The organism is Thetidibacter halocola, from assembly GCF_018224955.1.
GTDB classification, from domain to species: Bacteria; Pseudomonadota; Alphaproteobacteria; order Rhodobacterales; family Rhodobacteraceae; genus Thetidibacter; species Thetidibacter halocola.
Genome location: NZ_JAGTUU010000002.1, coordinates 257,076 through 276,517, shown reverse-complemented (window position 1 = coordinate 276,517; position 19,442 = coordinate 257,076). Strand labels below are relative to the sequence as shown.

Annotated in this window: 19 protein-coding genes; 6 read left to right on the top strand and 13 right to left on the bottom strand. The window is 67.9% G+C overall.

What is annotated here, in order from left to right; translation table 11 throughout:
• The first annotated feature begins 82 nt into the window (after positions 1-82).
• Both crtD and crtC read left to right on the top strand, forming a co-directional pair.
• Positions 83-1,618, top strand: a complete 1,536-nt coding sequence (crtD, locus tag KB874_RS05545; protein ID WP_346346514.1) for a 1-hydroxycarotenoid 3,4-desaturase CrtD — start codon at positions 83-85, stop codon at positions 1,616-1,618.
• Positions 1,606-2,442, top strand: a complete 837-nt coding sequence (crtC, locus tag KB874_RS05540; RefSeq protein ID WP_212535853.1) for a carotenoid 1,2-hydratase — start codon at positions 1,606-1,608, stop codon at positions 2,440-2,442. Before crtD ends, crtC begins: the two co-directional genes overlap by 13 nt.
• A 52-nt stretch (positions 2,443-2,494) precedes the next feature.
• On the opposite strand, the gene KB874_RS05535 is transcribed toward crtC, so the two are convergent.
• From KB874_RS05535 to KB874_RS05505, 7 genes are read right to left on the bottom strand one after another with little or no spacing between them, the layout of a single operon-like run.
• Positions 2,495-3,034: a pyridoxamine 5'-phosphate oxidase family protein gene (locus KB874_RS05535; RefSeq protein WP_346346509.1), complete on the bottom strand. Its 540-nt coding sequence runs from the start codon at positions 3,032-3,034 to the stop codon at positions 2,495-2,497.
• 2 nt (positions 3,035-3,036) lie between these two features.
• Complete coding sequence (locus KB874_RS05530; protein WP_249200285.1) at positions 3,037-5,610, bottom strand: DUF4175 domain-containing protein; 2,574 nt, start codon at positions 5,608-5,610, stop codon at positions 3,037-3,039.
• A 39-nt stretch (positions 5,611-5,649) separates the two neighbouring features.
• On the bottom strand, positions 5,650-6,915 hold the full coding sequence (lysA, locus tag KB874_RS05525; RefSeq protein WP_212535561.1) for a diaminopimelate decarboxylase: 1,266 nt from the start codon (positions 6,913-6,915) through the stop codon (positions 5,650-5,652).
• Between the two features lie 52 nt (positions 6,916-6,967).
• A complete protein-coding gene (locus KB874_RS05520) occupies positions 6,968-7,210 on the bottom strand; it encodes a MoaD/ThiS family protein (RefSeq protein ID WP_212535560.1) in 243 nt (80 codons plus the stop codon).
• Positions 7,210-9,456, bottom strand: coding sequence for a xanthine dehydrogenase family protein molybdopterin-binding subunit (locus KB874_RS05515; protein ID WP_212535559.1), 2,247 nt, complete (start codon positions 9,454-9,456; stop codon positions 7,210-7,212). Before KB874_RS05515 ends, KB874_RS05520 begins: the two co-directional genes overlap by 1 nt.
• Positions 9,456-9,938: a (2Fe-2S)-binding protein gene (locus tag KB874_RS05510; protein WP_212535558.1), complete on the bottom strand. Its 483-nt coding sequence runs from the start codon at positions 9,936-9,938 to the stop codon at positions 9,456-9,458. Before KB874_RS05510 ends, KB874_RS05515 begins: the two co-directional genes overlap by 1 nt.
• Positions 9,935-10,801 (bottom strand): FAD binding domain-containing protein, encoded by an 867-nt coding sequence (locus KB874_RS05505; protein ID WP_212535557.1) that lies wholly within the window; start codon positions 10,799-10,801, stop codon positions 9,935-9,937. The genes KB874_RS05510 and KB874_RS05505 overlap by 4 nt, the downstream gene beginning before the upstream one ends.
• A gap of 125 nt (positions 10,802-10,926) precedes the next feature.
• Here KB874_RS05505 and KB874_RS05500 point away from each other — a divergent pair, with 125 nt between their 5' ends.
• Entirely contained in the window at positions 10,927-11,877 is a 951-nt protein-coding gene (locus KB874_RS05500) for an amidoligase family protein (RefSeq protein ID WP_212535556.1), read from the top strand.
• Positions 11,874-12,590 carry a gamma-glutamyl-gamma-aminobutyrate hydrolase family protein gene (locus KB874_RS05495; protein WP_212535555.1) on the top strand — a complete coding sequence of 239 codons (717 nt, stop codon included), beginning with the start codon at positions 11,874-11,876 and terminating at the stop codon, positions 12,588-12,590. The genes KB874_RS05500 and KB874_RS05495 overlap by 4 nt, the downstream gene beginning before the upstream one ends.
• 5 nt (positions 12,591-12,595) lie before the next feature.
• On the opposite strand, the gene KB874_RS05490 is transcribed toward KB874_RS05495, so the two are convergent.
• From KB874_RS05490 to KB874_RS05480, 3 genes are read right to left on the bottom strand one after another with little or no spacing between them, the layout of a single operon-like run.
• Positions 12,596-14,317 carry a sensor histidine kinase gene (locus KB874_RS05490; protein WP_212535554.1) on the bottom strand — a complete coding sequence of 574 codons (1,722 nt, stop codon included), beginning with the start codon at positions 14,315-14,317 and terminating at the stop codon, positions 12,596-12,598.
• 9 nt (positions 14,318-14,326) lie between these two features.
• Positions 14,327-14,878, bottom strand: a complete 552-nt coding sequence (locus tag KB874_RS05485) for an RNA polymerase sigma factor (protein WP_212535553.1) — start codon at positions 14,876-14,878, stop codon at positions 14,327-14,329.
• Positions 14,875-15,039, bottom strand: coding sequence for a NepR family anti-sigma factor (locus tag KB874_RS05480; RefSeq protein ID WP_212535552.1), 165 nt, complete (start codon positions 15,037-15,039; stop codon positions 14,875-14,877). The genes KB874_RS05485 and KB874_RS05480 overlap by 4 nt, the downstream gene beginning before the upstream one ends.
• Positions 15,040-15,129: 90 nt before the next feature.
• On the opposite strand from KB874_RS05480, the gene KB874_RS05475 reads away from it, so the two are divergent.
• Entirely contained in the window at positions 15,130-15,939 is an 810-nt protein-coding gene (locus KB874_RS05475; protein WP_212535551.1) for a response regulator, read from the top strand.
• Between the two features lie 73 nt (positions 15,940-16,012).
• Here KB874_RS05475 and KB874_RS05470 read toward each other — a convergent pair whose 3' ends face one another.
• Together KB874_RS05470 and KB874_RS05465 are read right to left on the bottom strand one after the other, a co-directional pair.
• Positions 16,013-16,174, bottom strand: coding sequence for a DUF1328 domain-containing protein (locus KB874_RS05470; protein ID WP_212535550.1), 162 nt, complete (start codon positions 16,172-16,174; stop codon positions 16,013-16,015).
• 86 nt (positions 16,175-16,260) lie between these two features.
• The gene (locus tag KB874_RS05465; RefSeq protein WP_212535549.1) at positions 16,261-16,440 is read right to left on the bottom strand and encodes a hypothetical protein; all 180 of its coding nucleotides are present in this window, start codon (positions 16,438-16,440) and stop codon (positions 16,261-16,263) included.
• Between the two features lie 148 nt (positions 16,441-16,588).
• On the opposite strand from KB874_RS05465, the gene KB874_RS05460 reads away from it, so the two are divergent.
• Entirely contained in the window at positions 16,589-18,769 is a 2,181-nt protein-coding gene (locus tag KB874_RS05460) for a mechanosensitive ion channel domain-containing protein (RefSeq protein WP_212535548.1), read from the top strand.
• Between the two features lie 4 nt (positions 18,770-18,773).
• On the opposite strand, the gene KB874_RS05455 is transcribed toward KB874_RS05460, so the two are convergent.
• Positions 18,774-19,427: a GntR family transcriptional regulator gene (locus tag KB874_RS05455; protein WP_212535547.1), complete on the bottom strand. Its 654-nt coding sequence runs from the start codon at positions 19,425-19,427 to the stop codon at positions 18,774-18,776.
• Between the last annotated feature and the right edge of the window lie 15 nt (positions 19,428-19,442).

The window sequence follows — 19,442 nt, the reverse complement described above, 5'->3', positions numbered from 1 at the left end:
CAGTTCGCCATCACGAGTCAACTATCGCCTTATGGAAACTTCGCCCCAAGCCGCGCAGAGTCGCCGTCTTGAACCCGTCGTCGTGATCGGCGCCGGAATCGGTGGGCTGGCCGCCGCCCTGCCGCTGGCCCATGCCGGGCTGGACGTCACCGTGGTCGATGCCGCCGCCAGGCCCGGAGGCAAGATGCGGCAGGTCGACGGGGTTGATGCCGGGCCAACGGTGCTGACCCTTCGGACGGTGTTTGACGCGCTGTTCGAGGGGGTGGGCGAGCGGCTGGACGATCACGTGACGTTGCACCGCCAGGCGGTGCTGGCGCGGCACTGGTGGCCCGATGGCAGCTCGGTGGATCTGCATGCCGATCCTGCCCTGAACGCCGAAGCGATAGAGACCTTTGCTGGCCACCGCGCTCGCCGGCAATTCGAGGCATTTTGTGCAAGAACAGAGACGCTTTTTGCCGCCTTTCGCGCCCCGATGATGGAGGCGGCCGAACCGGACGTGGCGGCGATGACCCGGATGGTTCTGGCCCACCCCACCCTGTTGCGCGCCATGGCGCCAGGCCGCACGATGGCAGGCCTGTTGCGCGCCAGTTTCGAAGATCCGCGACTGCGCCAGTTGTTCGGCCGCTACGCCACCTATGTCGGCGGCTCGCCCCATCGCGCGCCCGCGTTGCTGTCGCTGGTCTGGCGCGCAGAGGCCGCGGGCGTCTGGGTGCCCGAGGGCGGCATGCACGCGCTGGCCCGCGCTATCACCGGGCTGATCGAGGCACGCGGCGCGCAGTTCCGCATGCACAGCATGGTCACAAGAATCCTGACCGACTCCGACGGCGTGTCGGGCGTCGCCCTGCGCGACGGATCGGTCCTGCCCGCGCGAACCGTGATCTTCAACGGTGATCCGCGCGCTCTGGCACTGGGCAAACTGGGTGACGCCATGCGCCCGGCCGCGCCCCGCGCCGCCCGGGCCGCGCGCAGCATGTCGGCCCATGTCTGGGCCTTTCGCGCCCGTACCACGGGACTCGACCTGGCGCATCACAACGTGTTTTTCTGCGCCGACGCGCAGGCCGATTTCCGGGCGCTCGAAGCCGGGCGCTTGCCCGCCGATACCACGCTCTATCTTTGTGCCGAGGATCGCGGGCATCCAACCCCGCCGGCGCATGAGGAACGGTTCGAGATCATCCTGAACGCCCCGCCCCTGACCCAGAGGCAACCCGATGACAAGGAGCACGCAACATGTCACCAACGGACATTCCCGACGCTGGCGCGCTTCGGCCTGACCTTCGACCGGCTTCCGGGCAAAGCTGCGCTGACGACACCAGGCGGATTCGAAACGCTCTTTCCCGGCAGCGCCGGGTCGCTCTACGGGCAGAGCCCGCATGGGACCTTCGCGGCGCTGAGCCGGCCCCGGGCACGGACGCCGGTGCCGGGCCTGTATCTGGCCGGCGGCGGCTGTCACCCGGGGGCGGGGGTGCCGATGGCTGCGCTCTCCGGCCGGCACGCGGCCGAGGCGATCTTGACGGACCGAACTTCCACCTCGCCGTCCCGCCGGACGGCTATGCGTGGTGGTATGTCGATGCGGTCTCGGATTGCGGCACCCGCGCGCTCTCCGTCATCGGGTTCATAGGATCGGTCTTTTCACCCTGGTATGCGTGGTCGGGCCGCAAGGACCCGGAAAACCACGTCTGCATCAACGTTGCCACCTACGGGCCCGGCGGGCGGTTCACCATGACCGACAGGGGGCGTGACGCGTTGCGGCAAAGCCCGCGCAAGTTCGAGGTCGGCCCCTCGTCCTTGACGTGGGAACGCGGCGAGCTGGTGATCGACATCAACGAGATATCGGCCCCGCCGGTGATTGGACGGGTGCGCGGCAAGATCCGCGTGACGCCCAGCGCCATCACGGGCGTCGAACTGCCTCTGACGCCGGATGGCGCGCATGTCTGGCGGCCCTTCGCCCCGGTCTCGACCGTGACCTGCGATCTCGAGGCGCCCGGCTGGCAATGGACCGGCCACGGCTATTTCGACGCGAATTTCGGCACCCGTGCGCTGGAGGCGGACTTCGCCTATTGGACTTGGGGCCGCTATCCCACCGCCAGCGGCGCCACCTGTTTCTACGACGCGACGCGGCTGGACGGGTCGGAACTGGGCGCGGGATTTCATTTCGACCGGGACGGCAGCGCGCGGGCGATCGACCTGCCGCAAAAGCGCGCCTTGCCGCGCTCATTGTGGCAGGTCCGGCGCGAGACGCGCGGTGACGGACCGGCGCGCCAGGTGATGCCGATGCTGGACGCGCCTTTCTACACCCGGGCGATGGTGGAAACGCAACTCGAAGGCCAGCCCAGCATAGGCGTGCACGAGGCGCTCGATCTGCGACGCTTTCGGTCTCCGCTTCTGAAGCCGATGCTGGCGGTACGGGTGCCGCGCCGGGCCAGGTGGAACTTCGGCATCTAGACCGAGGCGACACCGGAACAGCCCGACCTGGCAAACTCAGGCATGCGAGAGTCTAGGGCGCGACCCAACCGCCGGTCCAGCCGTCCGCGCCACGGCCCAGGATTGCCCGACGGTGCATGTCGGCCCCCAAGTGCACCAGGTCGGCGCGGGTAATCGAAAGGCGCAGCACCGCGAAGCGCCCGAAATCGCGCCCGGGCCGGAAATCCTCGGCCGCGTGCAGCGGCACGCCCGGGGTCGGATCGCCGCCATAGACGATGCGTGCGCCCTCGGGGATGCGCGTCCAGCGGTCAGCATCGTTCAGGACGATCCCGACCGTGGCGGACAGCCGGATCTGCATGTCCTGTTTCGGCAGCCAGACATGGAGCGCGGCGCGCGGATCGGCGCGCAGTTCCGCCAGCTTGGCCGAGGCGGCGTCGGTATGCACCTCGGCCACGTCACCGGCCCAGCCGCGCAGCACGACCGTTCGCGCCTGCGGCCCGTCCGGGCCGATCGTGGCCAGGGTCGGATGCCGCGCGGGGCTGCGCCGGTCGGCAACGCCGCGCGCCATGGCCTGCCAGGCGGCGGCCCGCATCGCCTCGGGGCTGTCGAACACGGTCAGAACCGGTCGAGCAGGCGTTCGAGGTAATCCAGTTCGGCGGTCGGGCGTTCGCCCTCGCCCGAGCGGCGGCGGATCTCGTCCAGCAACTCGCGGGCGCGGCGATACACGTCCTCACCTTGCAGCAGCGACTCGTCCGTGCCGACCTGGCCGTTGGACCCCGCGTTGCGGCCCAGCGGGTCGCGCTGCTCGGTCGGGTCGCCGCCATCGGCCATGCCCTGCTGGCCCTGGTTCTGTTGTTGCTGCTGCGCCAGGGCCTCGCCCAGGTTTCGCATCCCCTCGCGCAGCGCCTCCATCGCATCGGCCTGGTCGCCGATGGCACCCGGCAGGTCGCCGTCGCGGAGCGAGCGTTCGGCGCGGTCCATCGCGCCCTCGGCCCGACCCAGCGCCTCGGCGGCGCGGTCGCCCGCCTCGGAACCTTGTCCGGGAAGGTTCTGCCTTTGGCGGTTCAGTTCGTTGCGCAGGGCACGCTGACGGTCTGAAAGGCTGTCTTCGAGGCTCTGGCCGTCCTGACCATTCTGCCCTTGCTGCTGGCCTTGCTGACCTTGGCCCTGTTGACCCTGCCCTTGCTGTTGACCCTGTTGCTGACCCTGGCCCTGCTGCTGGCCTTGCTGGCCGGGGTTGAACTGCTCCTGAAGGTCGCGGAACGCCTCGTCGGACAGGCCCTGCTGCTCGCGCAGTGTTTCCGACAGGCCCTCCATCGCCTGTTCGCCGGGCGACTGGCCCTGACCGCCCTGGCCCTGCGTGACCTGCATGTTCTCCATCATTTCCTGGAGCTGGCGCAGCGCTTCCATCGCTTCGGCCATGCGGCCCTGCTCCATCAGTTCCTGGATGCGGTCCATCATGCGCTGAAGGTCGTCCTGCGACATCTCCATCATGTCCTGCGGATCGCCCATCTCGGGGTTCTGCTGGGCCTGCTGCTGTTGCTGGCGGGACAGTTGGCGCAGGTAATCGTCCGTCGCCTCGCGCAGTTCCTGCATCAGTTCGGCGATTTCCTGGTCGGAGGCGCCGTTCTTCATCGCCTCTTCCAGCCGCTCCTGCGCGCGGCGCAGGCGTTCCATGGCGTCGGCGAGGTCGCCCTCTTCCATGGTGATCGCCAAGTCCCACAGGTCCTGGGCGATGCCGTCGCGCAGATCATCCGTCATGCTGTCAAAGCGCGCCAGCGTCTCGATCTTGCGGGTGATCGCCATCAGCTGCTCGCCGTGGATCTGCTTGCGGAACAGGGCGTCTCCCTCATGCGCCACGGCGCGCAGGATCAGCGCGACCTCGGCGGCGTTCGCGCGGTTCCAAAGCAGCGCCTGCCGCTGTTCGATTACCGCCGCGGCGATCGGATCGAAAAACCGGCGACCCGGCAGGGTCAGCAACTCCGGCTGCGTCAGGCCACGTTGTCCGCGGGCATCCTCGACCTCGAGTTCCAGTCGGACGGGGAGGTTGGCCCAGGGATGCAGCGAGAAATTCTCGACCATGTTTTCCGAGAAATCGGCCCGGTCGCCCGAAATCGGCATCGGCAGCGGAACCTCGAGCGCGGGCAGCGGCTCCGGGTCGATCAGGCGATGATAGCGGCGATCGACCTGATCGAGTGCCAGAACGATGCGCGCGGTTCCGGCGACCACGCCATGATCGTCGCTGGCGGCGTAGGGAATCGTCGCCTCGCCGTCATAGGTGACGTCGATATCGCCCTCGCGCAGGACCTCCGGCGCCTGGTCGGGGATCATCGCGATCTCCCAGATCCGGCCACCCGGCCCGTCGATGGCGATGCGGCCGGATTGCGCCACGGCGAATTCCTGCGCCGTTTCCTGCGCCTGACCTTCGTCCAGCGGACGACCCGACACGGATTCCTCGACGCTGAGCGCGCCGACCTCGCCATACATGCGCAAGGTGATCTGTGCGCCCTCGGGCACATCGAACCCCGGCGCGATGATGTCGTTCAGGTAGACCGACGGCAGACGGGTGTAACCCGGCGGTTCCATCCAACCTTCCCAGGCTGGACCTTGTGCCAGTTCGTTGCCGCCGACGCCGATATTGGTGATCGACTCGACCCGCATGAAGGAGCCGAAGAGAAAGGCCGTCGACAGCATCAGCAGCGCGACGTAGCGCAACGCGAAAGGATCGGCGCGGGACACGCGCAGGTCAGGCTCGACCGCCCGCGCCTCAGCCAGGCGGGCGCGCATCCGCGCCTGGTGGGCCTGCCACACGGCGTTCGAAGCCGTGTCGCCCGCGCCCACCGCCTGCCGGTCAAGCGCCGCCTGGATCGGGTTGCCCTTCATCGTGGAATCGAGACGCACCAGCGCCTCTTCAATCCGGGGAAGGTGAAAGCTGCGGATGCCGCGTGCCAGTGCCCAGATTCCGAGCAGACCGAAGCCGGCCGCGATGGCCCAGACCCATTCGACGGCCATCATGTCCTGCACGCCCAGCATCAAGAGTGCCAGGGTCGCGAAGACAACCGACCAGAGAGGCCAGAAGGCGCGCGTCACGCGTTCTGCCGCCATGCCCCACAGCGTCAGCCGAAGGGGCCAGCGGATTTCGCCGTAAACACCCGAGATATCGCTGTTTTCCCTGTCGGCGCGCGCCATGCATCGCTCCTTGTCAGCCGGGGCTGCAAGGAGGATGCCCTACAACCATTGCGGAATGGTATCCCGATTGATGATTTCGTCAAAGGTCGGTCGCGCACGAATAACCGCGAATTGATCGCCCTTCACGAGAACCTCGGGCACCAGCGGGCGCGTGTTGTATTCGCTGCTCATCACTGCGCCATAGGCGCCCGCCCCTCGGAAGGCCAGCAGGTCGCCCTCGGCGGTTGGCGGCATCAGGCGGCCCTTGGCGAATGTATCGCCCGTCTCGCAGACCGGGCCGACGATGTCGAAAGGTGCGAGATCCACCCCGGCATCGGGTTCGACCACCGGCACGATCTCGTGGTGGGCGTCATACATGGCGGGGCGGATCAGATCGTTCATCGCGGCGTCGAGGATCAGGAAATCCCGTCCCTCGCCCTGCTTCACGTAGATCACCTGCGACACGAGAATGCCCGCGTTGCCGACGATCAGGCGGCCTGGCTCGATCTCGATCTCGCAGCCCAGGTGGCCCACGGTCTCGCGGATCAGGTCGCCGTAATCGGATGGCAGCGGCGGCGCCTCGTTCGAGCGGGTATAGGGGATGCCGAGGCCGCCGCCCAGGTCCAGCCGCGTGATCTGATGCCCGTCGGCGCGCAGCTGTTCGGTCAGTTCCGCGACCTTCTGATAGGCTTGGCGGAAGGGCTCCAGCTGGGTCAGCTGGCTGCCGATATGCACGTCGATGCCGATCACCTTGAGACCCGACAGGGCGGCGGCCTCGGCATAGACGGCGCGGGCCTTGGCGATGGGGATGCCGAACTTGTTTTCCGACTTGCCGGTGGCGATCTTGGCGTGGGTCTTTGCGTCGACGTCGGGGTTCACACGGATCGTGATCGGCGCGACCACGCCCAGCGCCGTGGCCACCTCGGAAATCGCCCGCATCTCGGGTTCGGATTCGACGTTGAACTGGCGGATTCCGCCGATCAGCGCGGCGCGGATTTCCTCATGCGTCTTGCCGACGCCGGAAAAGACGATCCGCTCTCCCGGCACGCCCGCCGCCCTAGCCCGGGCATATTCGCCGCCCGAGACCACGTCCATGCCCGCGCCCGCCTGCGCCAGCGTCTTCAGGATCGCCTGGTTGCTGGCGGCCTTCATCGCGTAACAGACAAGGTGCGGACCCCAGTCCAGCGCATCATCGAACAGCGTGAAATGGCGCAGCAGCGTGGCGGTGGAATAGACGTAGAACGGCGTGCCGACCGCGGCCGCGATTTCGGCCACGGGAACATTCTCGGCGTGAAGCCGGCCGTCGCGATAGATGAAATGATCCAAGACCGCCTCCGCGCTGGGTTTGCTGCGCCTTAGCGCAAGCAGGGGGTCTGGGCTAGCCCCCCTTGAGCCGCTGCATCAGGTAGACCTCGGCGCCGTCAGGGACAGGCGTGTGCAGGCTGGGGGCGATGGCGTCGTCGATGACCACCGACACGCCCCCGTCCAGCACCGGGCCAAGACCGGGATAGGCGGCCTTGAGCCCGGACAGGAGTTCGCCCGCCGTCACGCCCGGAACCTCAACCACCCGCTTCCCGTCGGTAAAGCGGGTGAGGCTCGACCAGAGGTGCACGGCGACCATCAGCCCGCCTTCGCCGCCTTGATCGCCGCCAGCACGCGCGGCGGGTTCATCGGCAACTCGGTCAGGCGGGCGCCGGTGGCCGCCTGGATCGCGTTGGCGATGGCGGGTAGCGGCGGGGTGATACCCGTCTCGCCCACGCCGCGCACGCCGTAGGGGTGGCCGGGGTTCGGCACCTCGACGATCACCGTGTCGATCATCGGCAGGTCCGAGGCGACGGGCACGCGGTAGTCGAGGAAGACCGGGTTCTGCAACCGGCCGTCCTCGCCGTAGATATACCCCTCGTTCAGCGCCCAGCCGATGCCCTGCGCCGCGCCGCCTTGGTATTGGCCCTCGACGTAAGAGGGATGGATCGCGCGGCCCGCGTCCTGCACCACGAGATAGCGCAGGATCTTGACGCCCCCGGTTTCCGGATCGACCTCGACATCGACGACGTGACAGCCAAAGCTTTCGCCCACGCCGCCCGGCACCGATTCATGGTGGCCGGAGATCGGACCGCCCGTGCTGCCCATCTTGCCCGCGATCTCGGCAATGGTCATGGGCGGAAATTTACCGGCATTGGGGCCCGCAGGCTGCGCGGCACCGTCGACCCATTCCACCGCTTCGGGTTCGATCCCCCATTCGGCGGCGGCGCGGCGGCACATTTCCTTGATGGCGTGCTGCGCCGCCTCGACTGCGGCCTTGCCGCTGGCAAAGGTGGCGCGGCTGCCATGGGTCGGCTCGTTCACGCCCAGCGCGCCGGTCTCGACCACGTTCACGCGCACGTCCTCGTAAGGAATGCCCAACGTTTCCGCCGTCATCAGCGCGATGGAGGCGCGGCTGCCGCCGATATCCGGCGTGCCGACCGAGACCTGCGCGGTGCCGTCCTCGGAAATCGCCATGCTGACCGAGGTCTCTCCGCCATGGTTGAACCAGTAACCGCTGGCGATGCCGCGCCCCTGGTTCAGACCCAGCGGGATCGACAGGTTCGGATGCGCGCGGGTTGCCTCCAGCACCTCGACCAGCCCGATCGAGCCGAATTTCGGCCCGTAGGCGGCGCGGTCGCCCTCGCGCACGGCGTTCTTCATGCGCATGTCCATCGGGTCGATGCCCAGCTTGCGGCACATCTCGTCCAGCAGGCTTTCGACGGCAAAGGCCCCCATGGGCGAGCCCGGCGCACGATAGGCGGCGCATTTCGGGCGGTTGGCCAGCACGTCGAAACCCTCGCACTCGACCGCCGGCATCTTGTAGGGCGCAAAGGCGCAATACAGCGCCATGTCCACGGGCGCGCCGGGAAAGGCGCCGCCCTGCATGCGGAACGTGGCCTTGCCGGCGGTGATGGTGCCGTCCTTCTTCATGCCGATCTTGACGTCCATCGACGCGGACGCGGTCGGCCCGGTGGCGCGCAGCACCTCGGACCGGCTCATCACGATCTTGACCGGGCGCCCGCCCGCCTTGCGCGACAGCGCGAGGCTGAGCGGTTCCATGAAGATCGTCGTCTTGCCGCCGAACCCGCCACCGATCTCGGAGGGGGTCACGCGCAGTTGCGCGGCCTCGATGCCCACGACGGCGGCGCACATGCGGCGGATGAACCACTGGCCTTGGGTGCAGACCCACATCTCGCCCTTGCCGTCAGAGCCAAGCTGGCCAAGGCAGGCATGCGGTTCGATATAGCCCTGATGCGTCGCCTCGGTCTTATAGGTGCGCTCCATCACGAGGTCGGCCTGCGCGAAACCCGCCTCGACGTCGCCGTGATCGAAGGCAAAGTACTTCACCACGTTGGGATGCATGCCTTCCGGCACGGTCGGGTCGGCGGCACCCTCGCGGATCACCGGTGCGTCGGGGGCCATCGCGGCGTCCACATCGGTGACATGCGGCAGCACCTCGTAGTCTACCTCGACCAGCCGCGCGGCCTCCTGCGCGATCAACGCCGAGGTGGCGGCGACGGCGGCGACCGCGTGGCCGTCATACAGCGCCCGCTCGCCCGCCAGCGTGTTTTCCTGCAGGTCCCAATCCTCGCCCGTCAGGCCGGTGGGCAGGTCGGCGCGCGTCACCACGGCCTTCACGCCTTCCAGCGCCTCGGCCTTGCTGGTGTCGATCTTCACGATCCGCGCATGGGCATGCGGGCTGCGCACCACTGCGCCCCACAGCATCCCCGGCGCGGTCATGTCGGCGCCATAGCGTGCACGGCCCGTCACCTTGTCGAGTCCATCGGGTCGGTCGGGGCGCGTGCCGACCAGCCGGAATTCGCGATACTCGTCCTTCGCCATCACGCAGCCTCCCCGCGCAGTTCCGCCGCCGCATCCATCACGGCGCGAATGATCTTGTCATAGCCGGTGCAACGGCAGAGATTCCCCGCCAGCCAATAGCGCACCTCGGTCTCGGTCGGGTCCGGGTTCGTCTCCAGCAGCGCCTTTGCCGCCACGAGGATTCCCGGCGTGCAGAACCCGCATTGCAGCGCGGCATGTTCGATGAACTTGCGTTGCAGCGGGTGCAGGTCTTCGCCCTGCGCCATGCCCTCGATGGTTTCGACGGCCTTGCCCTGCGCCTCGACTCCCAGCACGAGGCAGGAACAGACCAGACGCCCATCGAGAATGACGGAACAGGCACCGCAATCACCGGTGCCGCAGCCCTCTTTCGACCCCGTGAGGCCCAGCCGGTCGCGCAGGCAGTCGAGCAGCGTCTCGCGCGGGTCTGCGAGGAATTCGACCGGGTCGCCGTTGACCTTGGTGGTGACGTGGATCTTGCTCATGCGGTGTCTCCCTTGGCGCGGGCGAATGCGATACGGGCGGCGCGCTTGGCCAGCACGCCCGCGACCTCGCGCCGGAACTCGGCGGTGCCGCGCTTGTCGCTGATGGGCTTGGCAGCAGCGGTGGCGGCCTGCGCCAGCGCCTCTTCGGCGGCGGCGTCCAGCGCGGTGCCGACGATGGCGGCGGCGGCCTCGGGCACCAGCATCACGGTGGGGGCCACGGCGCCCAGCGCGACACGGGCCTCGGCGATCACGCCGCCCTTCAGCCGCAGGTTCACGGCGCAGCCGACCACGGCGATGTCCATCTCGGTGCGCGGGATGAAGCGCAGGTAACAGTCGCCACCATAATCCCCGCGCGGCGGCAGGATGATGGCCGAGACCAGCTCTCCGGGCTTCAACGCGGTGCGGCCCGGCCCCTGCGGCACATCCTCGACCGGCAGGGTACGGGTGCCAGCGGGCCCGGTGATCTCGACGACGGCGCCGGCAGTGATCAGGCCCGGCACGCTGTCGGCGGCGGGCGAGCCGTTGCAGAGGTTCCCCGCCAGCGTGGCGCGGCCCTGGATCTGGGTCGAGCCGACCAGTTCCATCCCCTCGACCACGCCGGGCCAGTCGGCGCACAGCGCCTCATGCCCGCCCAGCGCGATTCCCGGCACGGCGATGCCGATGCGCCAGCCGCCGTCCTCGGTGCGGGCAATGTCTTGCGTGCCAGGAATGTGTTTCAGGTCGATCAGATCGTCGGGCTGAACCATGCCGGCCCGCATCTGCACCAGAACGTCAGTGCCCCCCGCCAGAAAGCGTGTCACGCCCTGCGCCGCCGCCGCGATGCGGGCGGCATCCTCGAATGTCTGCGGTGTATGGTATCGCATCGGATGCCCTTTTGTCGTGTTTCGCCGGATTGCTCGCAGGCTGATCCTTTGCGCGGCAAAGGTCAACCGATGCGCCGCGCACTGTGACGCGGGAACTCTTTCGCTTCGACAGAGGTTCCCTCTGCATGACACAGTTTTCCCCTTTTCCGCGGCTGGACACCGCGCCGCGGCTTTGCGGCGTCGAGATCGAGTTCTCCGGCCTGACCGAAACGCAGACCGCCGAGATCGCGCAGCAGGCGCTCGGCGGTCAGATCGCCCGTAGCGGCCCACATGACCTGCGCCTGACCGACAGTGCCCTGGGCACGCTCGGGATCGAACTGGATACCGCCCTGCGCAAGGCTGATGGCCTGCCGGGGCTGGACAAGGGACTCGACTTGGCGCGCGGGCTGGTGCCGGTCGAGATCGTGACCGAACCGCTGCCGCCCGGCCGGATGCCACAACTCTCGGCCTTGTGCGACGCGCTGCGCGAGGCGGGGGCCGAAGGGTCGCGCGCCGGGCTCCTGCTGGGCTTTGGCGTGCACCTGAACCCGGCCCGGATCGAGGGCGACGCGACACATCCGGGCCGCATCGCACTGGCCTATGGCCTTTCCGAGGACTGGCTGCGGCGCGACGGGCGCATCGACCCGACCCGCCGCCTGCTGCCCTTCGTCGATCCCTGGCCGCGCGGCCTGACCGACGCGCTGGAGCGCGAGCGGCCTGCCGACACGGATGCGCTGGCGCAGGTCTATGCCGAGCATACCCAAAGCCGCAATCACGGGCTCGACCTGCTACCGCTGCTCAAGGATGCCGATCCCGAATCCTTTGCCCGGCTGTTCCCCGATGGCGGCGCGATCAAGCCACGCCCAGCCTATCATTTCCGCCTGCCCGATTGCCGGATCGACGAACCCGACTGGTCGCTGGCGCAGCCTTGGCGCGACTGGATGGCGGTCGAACGGCTGGCCGAGGACACCGACCGGCTGGAGGCGCTGTGCGCCGAATGGGCCGCACATCGTGACCGGCTGCTGGGCGGATCGCGCGACGGCTGGACCGGAATCGTGGCCGGGCACATGGAGGCAGGCGCGGAGGTCACGGCATGACCCGCCCGACCATTGCCGTCACCACCTCGACCCGGTCGGGCTGGCGCATCTTTCCGCTGGTCGCGCTGAACCTGTGGCTGGCCGGCGCGCGCGCCGTGCGCTGGGGCGTCGGGCGGCCGGCCGACCTCGACGCGGTCGACGGCCTGATCATCGGCGGCGGCGACGACATCTCGCCCGAGCTTTACGGCATGACGCTGCGCGTCGCTGCCCAGCTGGACCCTGACCGCGATCGTTTCGAACGAAAGCTGGCAGAGGCGGCGCTGGCGCGCGGCATGCCGGTTCTGGGCATCTGCCGGGGCGCACAGATGCTGAACGTGGCGCTGGGCGGCACGCTGGACCAGGACGCCTGGGCCACCTTCGGGATGGAGCGCAAGGTCAAGACCATCCTGCCCCGCCGCAGCGTGGCCGTGGCGCCGGACACCTGGCTGGCCGGGATCACCGGCACCGCGCCGATGCGCGTGAACGCGCTGCACAGCCAGGCGGTGGATCGCCTGGGCGCGGACCTGCGCGTCGCCGCGCGGGACGAGGGCGGCATGATCCAAGCTATCGAACGCCAGAGCGCGCCGTTCGCGCTGGGTGTCCAGTGGCATCCCGAACACCTGTTCTATGCCCGCCGCCAAAGGGCGCTGTTCCGGGCGCTGGCGCAGGCGGCCTGCCTGCATTCCGAAGGCCGCAAGGCGGACCCGGACAAGGCGCTGGCGCGCCCCGCCTGAGCGGCTCAGTCCGCACCCGGCTCGAAGTCGCGCCGCTCGAAGCGCAGGCTGTAGACATAGCGGTCGGGCAGGTCCTCGACGGTCGAAACGCCACCCAACTGCCGTTCGAAGGCGGTCATCAGTGTCTGTCCCAGCCCATCACCGATTGACGCGTCGTCATCATTGGGCATCAACGGGCGGCCGCGCGTGTTCTCGATCCGCAACTCGACCATCGCGCTGGCGGGATCGCAGGCCAGCGTCACCGCGATGCGGGCCGACGAACCGTCTCCGGGACGGCCGCAATACTTGACCGCATTGGTCATCGCTTCGGCGAGAATCATCGACAGCGGCACCGCCTGGTCCGGGAACAGGTCGACGGGGCACAGATCGCTTTCCACGGTCAGATCGCGCATGCGGGTGCCCTGCGTCACGTCGCCGATCAGGGCGCGCAGCATCTCGGCGCCGTCGACCGTGGTCATCTCGGGCGTGGTGTAAAGCGTGCGGTGCAGCATGGCGAGGCCGCGCACCCGTCGTTGCAGGCTCTCAAGCATGCGCCGCGCCTCGGGGGTGCGGGCGTTGCGCGCCATCATGTTCATGATGGATCCGACAAGCTGGAGGTTGTTCTTGACCCGGTGATGCACCTCGCGCAGCAGCACCTCCTTGTCGCGCAGGTCCTGTTCCTGCTGGGCCTCGGCCTGCGCCAGCAGCAGAACCATCCGATTGAAGGCGCGTTCCGTCTCGCGCAGTTCCTCGGGCGGATCGTCCATCTCGATCCGGCCACCATGCAGCGCGCCCAGCGCATACTGCCGCATCGCAGAGCGCAGTTGCGTGATGTGGCGGATCACCAGGCGCTGCACGCCGAAATAGGCGACCAGCATCCCGGTCAGCCACATCACCACCGGAAAGGTCAGCGGCGCCCAGGCCCGCAGCCTCGACCCGCCGTCCAGCGCCACCTCGGCAGGCCAACTGCCCACCACCACCGCGCTGCCGGAGATCATCGTGCCGACGGCGAAGATCCGCGGCTCTCCCGTGCCCGAGTCAGCCTCGAAGGTGCGCCCCTCGAGGTTGGCCAGCGCGGCGGGGCCAATGCTGGCCGGCAGGAAATCGACCGCCTCGCCCGCCCCGCCGGTCGCGGTCAGGATTGCGCCATCGGTATTGATGACGGCCAGGTGCAGGCCGTCTGCGCGCTCGGCCTCGCCGATCAGGTCGTTGGCCAGGTGCAGCGGGATCGAGATGGCCATATAGCCCAGCCTGACGCCCGCGCGATCGACCGGGTAGAACACGATCACCACCGGCTGGCCCGTCACCGCACCCGAGGCGGTGACCTGCACCGTCGGCCCTTCGGCGGCGATGGCGCGGCGGAACCGGTCCTGCCCCGACAGGTCCATCGTCACCCCGCGTGATGAACAGCGCAACTCGCCGCTGGCCAGCGTGTAGCCGACAAAGATGAAATCGTCCTGGCTGTCGATGAAGTCGCGCAGCGCCTCAGTGCAGGCCGCCTGCGGGATCGACTGGACGACGGCGCCCAGCGCCCGCGCCGCGCCCAGCGCGTGCTGGATCAGCTCGCGTTCCTCGGCGGCGGCGGCGACGGTGCGTTCCATCAGCGAGGCGCGGTTGATCATGCGCGCCTCCTCCAGAAGCTTGTCGGTCTGATACAGCGCGATCAGCCCCAGCGGAAACAGCGCGAGGCTGAGAAGCGCGATCAGCCGGACGGGCAGACGCCGGAATTGCGCGCGCAGTCGGTCCAAGGGGCGTCCTCAGGCAGCGCTGGGTTTCGAGGCGACAAGCGCCTGCGTCACGGCGTCGGTCGCCTCCAGCGGGCCGTCGCCGTCGATCTGCATCAGTTCGGCCAGGCGGGCACGCGCGCGGTTCACGCGGCTCTTGATGGTGCCCACGGCGACGCCGCAGGTCTCGGCCGCCTCCTCGTAGGAAAAGCCGCCCGCGCCGATCAGGATCAGCGCCTCGCGCTGTTCCTCGTTCAGCTGGTCGAAGGCAGCGTTGAAATCGCGCATCTGAAGCCGCCCGTCATGGTCGGGCTTGGCTGCCAGCTGGGCGGAATGCACACCGTCCACGTCTTCGACCTCGCGGCGGCGCTTGCGGTAATGCGAGTAGAATGTGTTGCGCAGGATCGTGAACAGCCAGGCGCGCATGTTGGTGCCGGGCGTAAAGCTGTCGATGTTGGACCACGCCTTGATCAGCGCGTCCTGCACCATGTCGTCGGCCAGCGCCGAGTTGCGCGTCAGGCTCATGGCGAAGGCGCGCATGGAGCCCAGGTGCTCGACGATCTCGTCGCGCGGATCGACTGTCATTCCGCGTTGCTCCCCCGTTTGCCGCTGTCGGCGGCCTTCAGCCGTGCCAGCAAATCGGTGAAACGATCGGGAACCTGTTCGTCCGCGACATCTTGATAGACTCGCCGCAAATTCGCGTCGATCTCGCGCTCGATCCTTGATGCGTGTTTATCTTGCGTCATTTGGTCTACCAGTTTTGTGCGTGTGCCCGGGAACCGAACGCCCCTTTTCGAGTTTGGTTCCCGGAGACGCAAAAAAAAGGATAAAAGGACATGACGGACGCAATTGGCGCAGACCTGTCGGCCGACGTGGGCGCGAACCTGCCATACCTGCGGCGCTATGCGCGTGCCCTGACCGGATCGCAGGCGCGGGGCGATACCTATGCCATGGCCACGCTCGAGGCGATCCTGAACGATCCCGACAGCTACAGTCGCGCGCTGGCGCCCAAGGTCGCGCTGTTCAAGGTGTTCCACGGCATCTGGGCCAGTTCGGGCGCACCGCTCGACGCCGAGGATGGCGGGCCGGCCGCCCGCGCGCAGGAACATCTCGGCCGCCTGACCTTCGGCACGCGCGAGGCGCTGCTGCTGCACACGATCGAGGAGATGAGCTTTGACCAGATCGGTGAGGTGATGGAACTGACTGCGACCGAGGCCGGAGAACTGGTCGACATCGCTTATGCCGAGATGGCCAAGTCGGTATCGGGCCGGGTCATGATCATCGAGGACGAGGCGATCATTGCCGTCGACCTCGAGGCCATCGTGAGCGAGATGGGCCATCGCGTGACCGGCGTGGCGCGAACCGAAAAGGGCGCGCTGGACCTGGCCGCGCGCGAGGTGCCCGACCTGATCCTGTCCGACATCCAACTTGCCGACAATTCCAGCGGCATCGACGCGGTGAACGGCATCCTGCAACAGACCCCCGGCATCCCGGTGATCTTCATCACCGCCTTCCCGGAGCGTCTTCTGACCGGCGAGGGGCCGGAACCGGCCTTCCTGATCTCGAAACCCTATACGGAAGAACAGGTGCGCTCGGCCGTCAGCCAGGCGATGTTCTTTGCCTCGACCGAGACGCTGCGCGCCTGAAAAGGAGAGCGTTGCAAAAAGAAACGGCTCCGATCGTCGGAGCCGTTTTTCCTGTCTTGCTCGTGTGTTTCACTCATTGCCTGACCAGCCGCGCCAGCACCGCGGCGACGAACAGGATGAGGAACAGGAAGAACAGGACCTGCGCGATCCCGGCAGAGGTGGCGGCGATCCCGCCAAAACCGAAGACACCGGCGATCAATGCGACGATCAGGAATACGGCAGCCCAGTAAAGCATGGTCGATCCTTTCCGTTTGGCTGTGATGGGAGGAGAACCGGGGTGGGCCGGAAAGGTTCCGGCTTTCCCCGTGCGGATGATCCGCGTCAGTTCGTGGCTGGCGCCGTGATGGCAGGTTCCTCGCCCGGCGTGTTGCCACGCTCGGCCAAGATGATAAGGTAGCCAGCCAGCATGAGGCCCGCGACGGCCACGGCCAGCGCGATCCCGGCCAGTGCGGGACGGTGACGGCGCGTTTGCTTGTCGAGATTGGTGTCGGGTGCGGACATCGTGATCTCCATTCATGGTTGCTTCGGTTTATCAACGCCGCGTCACCGATGGCGTTCCATCACGACACTGTTTGCGCGGCTGCCACCTTGCCCGGGAACCGCATTCCCGGTGACGCGTTGCCCGCGAAACGAAAGGACCGAAGACCCGATGACCCTGCTTTCCCGCCTTGCGGCCGCCTTCCTCGTCGTTCTGATGATGGGGTTGTCCGGACCCGGATCGGCGCAGACCATGCAGAGCCCGCCAGCCGAGACCGTGTCGCAGGATGCCGCCGTTCAGGCGCTGTTGGACGTGCTGAACGATCCCGCCGCGCGCGAGGCGCTGATCGCCCGTCTCCAGGCAACAGAGACCGCAGCGCCAGAGCCAGAGCCGGAAACCCCGCCCACCTTTGCCGAGCGCCTGGCGACGGCGACCTCGGGCGCTGCCGGGCTTGCGATTGACGAAATTGGGCGACTGTTCCAACTGATGACCAACCTGAATGGCCTTGCCGAGGTGGTTCAACTGGCCGGTGTCGACCGCGCCGCGCTGCTCGACTTGTTGATGACCATCGCCGCGACACTGGGCGCCTATGTCGTGCTGGGCGGTGTCGGACGCAGCCTCGGCCGCCGCTGGCGTCAGCCGCGCGCATCCGGCCTGGCGGCGACGCTCTGGCCGCTGGCGGGACTGACGGCGATCCGGCTGGTGGTGGTGATCTTCAGCTGGGCGATCGGCTATCTCGTCAGTTCCACCCTGTTCAGCGACGGGTCGGGGCCGTCGCGGGCTCAGGGCCTTTATCTGAACGCCTTCGCCGGTTTCGGGCTGTTCCGCGTGGTGCTGCGAGCGATCTTCACCCCAGACGCCGAGCATGAGCCCGGGCTCAGCGATGCCGCGCCGCGCGCGCAGGAACGCATCTACCAGGAATTGCGCCTGCTGGGTGGGCTGACGATCCAGACCACGCTGTTCATCGTGCCGCTGGTGCAACTGTGGATCGGCTTTGTCGAGGCGCGCTCTGTGCGGGTGATCCTCGCGACTGTCACCGCCCTCCTTGCCATGCGCGCGATCCAGGCGATCCGCCACGTCCTGCGCGCCTCGCGCGGGCATCGCGGCACCGGCACCGGCGACACGGCGGGAGACCGGGTGGCCCGGGGCGCGCAAACCCTGTGGCTGGGCGTCTGGCCGCCGCTGGCGATGCTTTATGTCGGCTTTGCCTGGTTCATCGCCCTGACCCGGCCGTTGGCGTTGACCGACACGATCCTCGGCGGCACTGCCTTTACCCTTCTGGGCCTCGGGTTGATGTTCGTCGCGGCCCGGCTGGTGCACATGGCCGGCAAGGCGAAAAGCCCGCTGGCCGGCTGGTTCGGCGGCCTCGTTCCGCAACTGGGCAGCCGGGCGGCCAACATCGTCGCTTCGGTGGTCTGGGGCGTGGCCGTGGCTTTGTTCCTGGCCGCTTTCGGGACGATCCTGCACGGCTGGGGCATCGTGGACATGACCGCCGTCATGGCGCGTGAGGGTGTGCAAACAGTGCTCTGGGGCCTGATTTCGGCAGCGCTGGTGGTGCTTCTGGCCGCCATCGTCTGGGCCGTCGTGGCCTCGTGGATCGACTACCAGCTTGCAGCGACCCTGACCGGGGCTGACAGCTCGGCCCGGCGCCGGACGCTGCTGGCGCTGTTCCGGTCGGGCTTTGCCATCGTGCTGATCACCATGACGGTGATGGTCGTGCTCAGCCAGTTGGGCATCAACATCGGCCCGCTGATCGCCGGTGCAGGGGTCGTCGGCCTGGCCGTCGGCTTTGGCGCGCAGAAGCTGGTGCAGGACGTCATCACCGGCATCTTCATCCAGGTCGAGAACGCCATGAACGAGGGCGACGTGGTCGGCGTCGCAGGCATCACGGGCTCGGTCGAGAAGATCTCGATCCGGTCGGTCCGCCTGCGCACCATCGACGGCGCGGCGCATGTGATTCCATTCTCGTCCGTTGATCTGGTCAGCAACATGACCCGCGACTTCGGCTATCACGTGGCCGAGATCGGCGCCGCCTACAAGGAGAACGTCGAGACCGTCAAGGCCGCCATGTTCGAGGCCTTCGACCGGGTGAAGGAGGAATACGGCAACGACATCCTGGAACCGCTGGAGATGCACGGCGTCACCATGTTGGGCGACAGCGCCGTGGTCGTCCGGGCGCGAATCAAGACGCGCGCCGGCAAGCAATGGGGCATCGGCCGCACCTATACCCAGCGGGTGAAAGAGGTGATGGACGAGCGCGGGATCGAGATTCCCTTCCCGCATCGCCAGCTGATCATCAGCCAGCCAGAGGCAAAGCCGCTGCTTGAGCCGCCGAAACCCGCGGGGGCGTGACCGGCTATTCGGCGGCCTTCAGGCTGGCGATCAGGTGGTGGAACTTTTCGCCCTGCACCGCCACGTGCTGCCGCGCCTCGCGCGCGGCAGCGTCTGCATCGCCGGCGGCCAGCGCCGCGATCACGGCGCCATGCTCGGTCAGAGACTGCCGCATCCGGCCCCGCAGGCGCAGCTGCAAGCGTCGGAACGGCTTGAGCCGGCGTTGCAGGCGGCGGCACTCGCCTTCCAGAAAGCTGTTGCCGGAGTCGTGATACAGCAAATGATGAAAGCGTTCGTTTTCAGCGTAATAGCCGTCTGAATCGCCGTTCTCCATGGCCTCGGCGCAACGGGCGTTGGTGTCACGCAGGGCTGCCAGCGCCTTGTCGCTGATGCGCGATGCGGCCAGCCGGGCGCAGGTCGCCTCAAGCTCGGCCATGACCTCGAACATCTCCAGCAATTCGACCGGGCCGGGCTGTTTCACGAAGACGCCGCGGCGGGGTTGCTGCTCGACCAGGCCGGACAGGATCAGGCGTTGCAGCGCCTCGCGCAGCGGCGTCCTTGACACGCCGAACCGTGCCGCCAGTTGCACCTCGTCGAGGCGGGCGCCGTCGGCGAAAGTGCCGTCAAGGATCATCGCCTCCAGCTCGTCAGCGATGATATCGGCGCGTTTTCTTTCCATGACGACTGCCCTGTA